The following is a 5,095-nucleotide window of genomic DNA, read 5'->3' on the forward strand; positions in this document are numbered from 1 at the left end:
CCCCCTGGCCCGCGTCGGCCCGGTCGTCGACGGGCCCGTCGGCGTCGTCCGGTGTCACCACCGGCTCCTCGTGGTGCCGCCGGAACCGTCGGCGGGTCACCTCGGCGATGCTCGCGACGTCGTCGGAGTGACCGTCGCCGGCCGCCTCGCGGATCCGGTAGAGGCGGTAGTCGCTCTTGCGGGGCAGCCCGTCCTCGAACACCACCAGGGAGGCCATGACGTCGGTGCCCTGGGTGTGCGAGATGTCCACGCACTCGATCCGGAGCGGTGCCGTGTCGAGTTCCAGGGTCTCCTGGATCTCCTGCAGGGCGGCCGAGCGTGCGGTCAGGTCGCCACTGCGGCGCAGCTTGTGCTGGGTCAGGGCCTCCACCGCGTTACGGCGGACCGTCTCCGCCAGCGCCCTCTTGTCGCCCCGTTGCGGTATCCGTAGCGACACGCGTGATCCACGCAGGGTGGAGAGCCAGTCGGCGAGCTCGTCCGCGTCGTCGGGCAGCGCCGGCACCAACACCTCCCGGGGCACGGCGGCAGCGAGGTCGGCGCCGGACTCGGTGGCCCCGGCCAACTCGGCCTCTCCGCCGTAGAACTGGGCGAGGTAGTCGGAGACGACGCCGGGGACGGCGAGCGCCGGGTCGAACCGGCCGTCGGCGTCCACCCCGTGCGCGTGCTCGACCACCCAGCCGCGTTGGCCCCGGATGCGCCCGCTCCGGACGTGGAAGACCTGGACGGACACCTCCAGTTCGTCGACCTCGACGCCCACGACGTCGGCGTCGGTCCCGTCACCCAGGACGACGGCCTGCTTCTCCATGGCCCGTCTCATCGCGCCGAGGTCGTCCCGGAGCCGGGCCGCACGCTCGAAGTCCAGGTCCTCGGACGCCTCGAGCATCCGCGCCTCGATCCGCTTCATGATGACGTCGGTGCGTCCGGCGAGGAAGTCGCAGAGTTCGTCGACGATCCGGCGGTGTTCCTCGGCCGACACCCGTCCGATGCAGGGTGCGGCGCACTTGTCGATGTACCCGAGCAGACAGGGACGGCCCAGCTGGGCCTGTCGCCTGAACACCCCGGCCGTGCACGATCTCACCGGAAAGACCCGTTGGAGGGTGTCGAGCGTGTCCCGGATCGCCCACGCGTGGGAATAGGGACCGAAGTACCGGGTCCCGGCCCGTCGCGGTCCGCGGTAGACGAACGCGCGGGGGAACTCCTCCCCCACCGTCACCGCCAGGAGGGGGTAGGTCTTGTCGTCCCGGTACCGCACGTTGAAGCGGGGATCGTATTTCTTGATCCACGTGTACTCCAGTTGGAGCGCCTCCACCTCGGTGGAGACGACGGTCCACTGGACGCCCGCCGCTGCGGTGACCATCTGCCGGGTACGCGGGTGGAGCAGGGTGAGGTCGGCGAAGTACGAACTGACCCGGCTGCGTAGGTTCTTGGCCTTGCCCACGTAGATGACGCGACCCTGGTCGTCGCGGAAGCGGTAGACCCCCGGCTCGGTGGGGATGGAGCCGGGTGACGGACGGTACGTGCGGGGATCGGCCACGACGCCTCAGCGGTCGGCGACGGTCTCGGGATCGGCGGCCGAGGGCTTGTACCGGCGGATCGTCTCGCGCAGGGAGCCCATGGCGTCGACCGCCTCCTGCCCGTCGACCGTCAGGATGGCCCAGATGCCGACGTGTTCGTAGGCGGGCAGTTCGAGTCGCGGCCACATGCTGGACCGGGGGAACGTGATCCCCACGATGTCCGGCCAGCCCCACTGCCGGGTCCGCAGGGGCCCGCGGACCTCGACCCCCTGTTCACCCACCCGCACCCTGATCCTGAGAAGGGTGAGCAGGACGCCGGCGAAGATCAGGCCGATCATCACGAAGGCGAGCTGGTCGGCGACACCGATCGTGACCCCGGTGTCGTCACGGACCAGCAGGACGGCCCAGAGGACGTGCGCGAGGACGATGAGGGCCGCCAGCACGATCACGGCGATCCGGAGACGCCGTGGGCGATGCTCGAAATGCCGGTGCTCGGGATCCCGGTGATCGGTCATCGCCCCGCCCGGAGGTCGCGCAGGGTGACGGCCGCGCCGAGTGCGGCCGCCACCGCCTCGCCGCCCTTGTCCTCCGCGGCGCCCTCGTGTCCGTCACGATCCCGGGCCTGGGCCTCGTTCTCCGTGGTGAGTACCCCGTGGGCCACCGGCGTGGCCTCGTCGAGCGCGATCCGGGTCAGGCCGTCGGTCACCGAGCGACAGACGAAGTCGAAATGCGGTGTGGAGCCCCGGATGACCACCCCGAGCGCCACCACGGCGTCGTGGGACCTCGCGAGCTCCTGTGCGACCACCGGGAGCTCCACGGCCCCCGTGACGCGGGCGACGGACACGATCGCTCCGGAGGCCTCGGCCACCGCGAGTGCGCGCTCCATGAGTTGCGCGCAGATCTCGTCGTGCCAGGTGGAGGCCACGACGCCCAGCCGCAGACCGCGGGCGTCGGGGATCACCAACTCCGGCCTACCGGTGCCGCTCATCGGCGATCCTCTCCGTTCGTGTCGGTGGCGTTCGTCTCCGGGACGTGCGCGTCCAGGTCGGCGCCGTCGTCCAGGCCCTCGAGCAGATGGCCCATCCGGTCCCGCTTGGTCCGCAGGTAGCGGAGGTTCTCCGGGGTCACCGCGGTGGGCATGGGAACCCGTGAGACCACCTCGACGCCGCCGGCACGGAGGGCGTCGGCCTTGGCGGGATTGTTGGTCATCAGACGCACCCGCGTCACCCCGAGATCCCGCAGCATCTGCGCGGCCAGGCTGAAGTCCCGGGCGTCGGCGGGAAGGCCGAGGTCCAGGTTGGCGTCCACGGTGTCGCGGCCGTCGTCCTGCAACTGATAGGCGCGGAGCTTCTGCACCAGGCCGATCCCCCGGCCTTCGTGACCCCTCATGTAGAGGACCACCCCGCGGCCCTCCTCACACACCGAGGCGACGGCCGCGTCGAGCTGTGGACCGCAATCGCAGCGCAGCGAGTGGAAGACGTCCCCGGTGAGGCACTCGGAGTGGACGCGGACCGACACCGGCTCCCCGCCCGAGACGTCACCGGCGACCATGGCCACGTGCTCGACGCCCTGGATGACGTCGCGGTACCCGTGCGCGGTCAGCGTCCCGGCCGGGGTGGGGATCCGGGCGGCCGCCTCGTGCACGACCTGCACCTCGTGCGCGCGGCGCCAGTCCTGCAGCGCCTCGATCGTGATCAGCGCGAGCCCGTGCTCGTCGGCGAAGCGTCGTAGCTCCGGGGTCCGGGCCATGGTGGTCGGGTCGTCCTCGGAGACGATCTCGCAGATCACCCCCGCCGGGCGCAGGCCGGCGAGACGCGCGAGGTCGACCGCGGCCTCCGTGTGGCCGGGCCGGGTGAGTACGCCGCCGGGCCGCGCGCGCAGCGGTACCACGTGGCCGGGCCGTGTGAAGTCGCCGGGAACGGCGTCGGCGGAGGCCAGCATGCGGGCAGTGCGCGCCCTGTCGGCGGCGGAGATGCCGGTCGAGACACCGGCGCGGGCGTCCACGGTGACGGTGTAGGCGGTGTCGTGGCGGTCCTCGTTGATGGCCCGCATCGGCGGGAGATCGAGGCGGAGGCAGTCCTCGGCCTCGAGCGTCACGCACACGTATCCGGACGAGTACCGGACGAGGAAACCCATCAGCTCGGGAGTCGCGAGTTCGGCGGCGAAGATCAGGTCGCCCTCGTTCTCCCGGTCCTCGCTGTCCACCACGACGACGGCTCGTCCCGCCGCGATGTCGGCGATGGCGCGGTCGATGCCGTCGAAGGTGGTCACTGCTGCGGGTTCTCCTCGGTACTCATCACACCCGGGCGGCGTCCGCGGGCACGGCCACAAGTATGGCGCATCCGCTCACCCGGTCCGGTCACCGCGTCCTCCCAGGAGACGCTCGACGTACTTGGCCAGGACGTCGACCTCCAGGTTGACCCGGCCTCCCCGGGGCAGACCACCGAGGATCGTGTCCTCCAGCGTGGTGGGGATGAGCGAGACCTCGAACCACGGCTCCCGCTGCCCGAGCGGACTGACCGCTGACACCGTGAGCGAGGTCCCCGACACCGTGATGGATCCCTTCTCGACCACGTAGCGGGACAGCTCCGGCGGCATCGACAGGCGCAGCACGTGCCATCTGGCGTGCTCGGTCCTGCTGATCAGGGCGCCGGTACCGTCGACGTGCCCCTGGACGATGTGTCCTCCGAAGCGTGCGTCCGCCCGCATCGCGCGCTCCAGGTTCACCGGATCCCCGGGACGCAGCGCACCCAGGGCGGTGCGGTCGAGGGTCTCGGCCATCACGTCGGCGTCGAATCCCACCCCGGGGGTGAACTCGGTGACGGTGAGGCAGACGCCGTTGACGCAGATCGAGTCGCCGTGACCGGCGTCGGACGTGACGAGCGGTCCGAGGATCCGCAGACGCGCGGAGTCTCCCACCGTGTCGACGGAGTCCAGCGTGCCGAGTTCCTCGACAATTCCGGTGAACATCAGAGCGGTCCTCTCGTGGGTGTGGTCATTCGGGTCATCCGGTCATCCGGTTCGTCTCATCATGCGGAGATAGACGTCCTGGCCCAGCACCGCGGTCTCGCAGACCTCGAAACCGTGGGCGTCGGAGAGTGTGCCGACACCGGCCTCCTCGACGGCGGACCGGCCGCCGCCCAGTACGAGGGGCGCGAGGTAGGCCTCGACCTCGTCGACGAGCCCGGCGGAGAGGAACGCGCCGGCCAGCCGGGGTCCGCCCTCGACCAGGACGTGCTGGACGTCGCCGAGCATCGCGAGCGCGTCCGCCGGGTCGCGCGTGGCGAGGTGCCGGAACCGGCCGTCGGTGCCCCGCACGGCCGCGTCCGGGGGCACCGCGGTCAGTCCCATCACCGCACGGAGGGGTTGCCGGTCGGTGGGTGACCCGTCGTCCGACCGGGCGGTGAGCGAGGGGTCGTCGGCGGTGCAGGTGCCCGAGCCGACGACGACGACGTCGATCTCCTGCCGCCGCCCGTGCACGTGGCGTCGTGAATCGGGACCCGTGATCCATCGGCTGGTGCCGTCGGCCGCGGCCACCCGGCCGTCGAGGGTGGCCGCGTACTTCCAGGTGACGTACGGCC

General features: G+C 71.4%; 6 protein-coding genes. All 6 read right to left on the minus strand.

The window, feature by feature from the left end; all coding sequences use genetic code 11:
* Positions 1-1,534 (minus strand): excinuclease ABC subunit UvrC (gene uvrC / locus IY392_RS13055; RefSeq protein WP_194861446.1); only part of this gene is annotated, 1,534 nt, incomplete at its 3' end.
* 6 nt (positions 1,535-1,540) lie between these two features.
* Positions 1,541-2,029, minus strand: a complete 489-nt coding sequence (locus IY392_RS13060) for a PH domain-containing protein (RefSeq protein ID WP_107756513.1) — start codon at positions 2,027-2,029, stop codon at positions 1,541-1,543.
* A complete protein-coding gene (ribH, locus tag IY392_RS13065) occupies positions 2,026-2,502 on the minus strand; it encodes a 6,7-dimethyl-8-ribityllumazine synthase (protein WP_194861447.1) in 477 nt (158 codons plus the stop codon). The genes IY392_RS13060 and ribH overlap by 4 nt, the downstream gene beginning before the upstream one ends.
* On the minus strand, positions 2,499-3,785 hold the full coding sequence (locus tag IY392_RS13070) for a bifunctional 3,4-dihydroxy-2-butanone-4-phosphate synthase/GTP cyclohydrolase II (RefSeq protein WP_194861448.1): 1,287 nt from the start codon (positions 3,783-3,785) through the stop codon (positions 2,499-2,501). The genes ribH and IY392_RS13070 overlap by 4 nt, the downstream gene beginning before the upstream one ends.
* Before the next feature lie 75 nt (positions 3,786-3,860).
* Positions 3,861-4,484, minus strand: coding sequence for a riboflavin synthase (locus IY392_RS13075; RefSeq protein WP_182613689.1), 624 nt, complete (start codon positions 4,482-4,484; stop codon positions 3,861-3,863).
* A gap of 42 nt (positions 4,485-4,526) precedes the next feature.
* The coding region (locus IY392_RS13080; protein WP_194861449.1) for a RibD family protein at positions 4,527-5,095 on the minus strand (569 nt) is incomplete at its 5' end.

It is taken from the genome of Dietzia sp. SYD-A1 (assembly GCF_015356725.1).
GTDB lineage: Bacteria > Actinomycetota > Actinomycetes > Mycobacteriales > Mycobacteriaceae > Dietzia.

Bases quoted from the DNA above. Each gene is read 5' to 3' on its own strand.
- IY392_RS13060 (WP_107756513.1), bottom strand. From the start codon at position 2,029: ATGACCGATCACCGGGATCCCGAGCACCGGCATTTCGAGCATCGCCCA.
- ribH (WP_194861447.1), bottom strand. From the start codon at position 2,502: ATGAGCGGCACCGGTAGGCCGGAGTTGGTGATCCCCGACGCCCGCGGT.
- IY392_RS13075 (WP_182613689.1), bottom strand. From the start codon at position 4,484: ATGTTCACCGGAATTGTCGAGGAACTCGGCACGCTGGACTCCGTCGAC.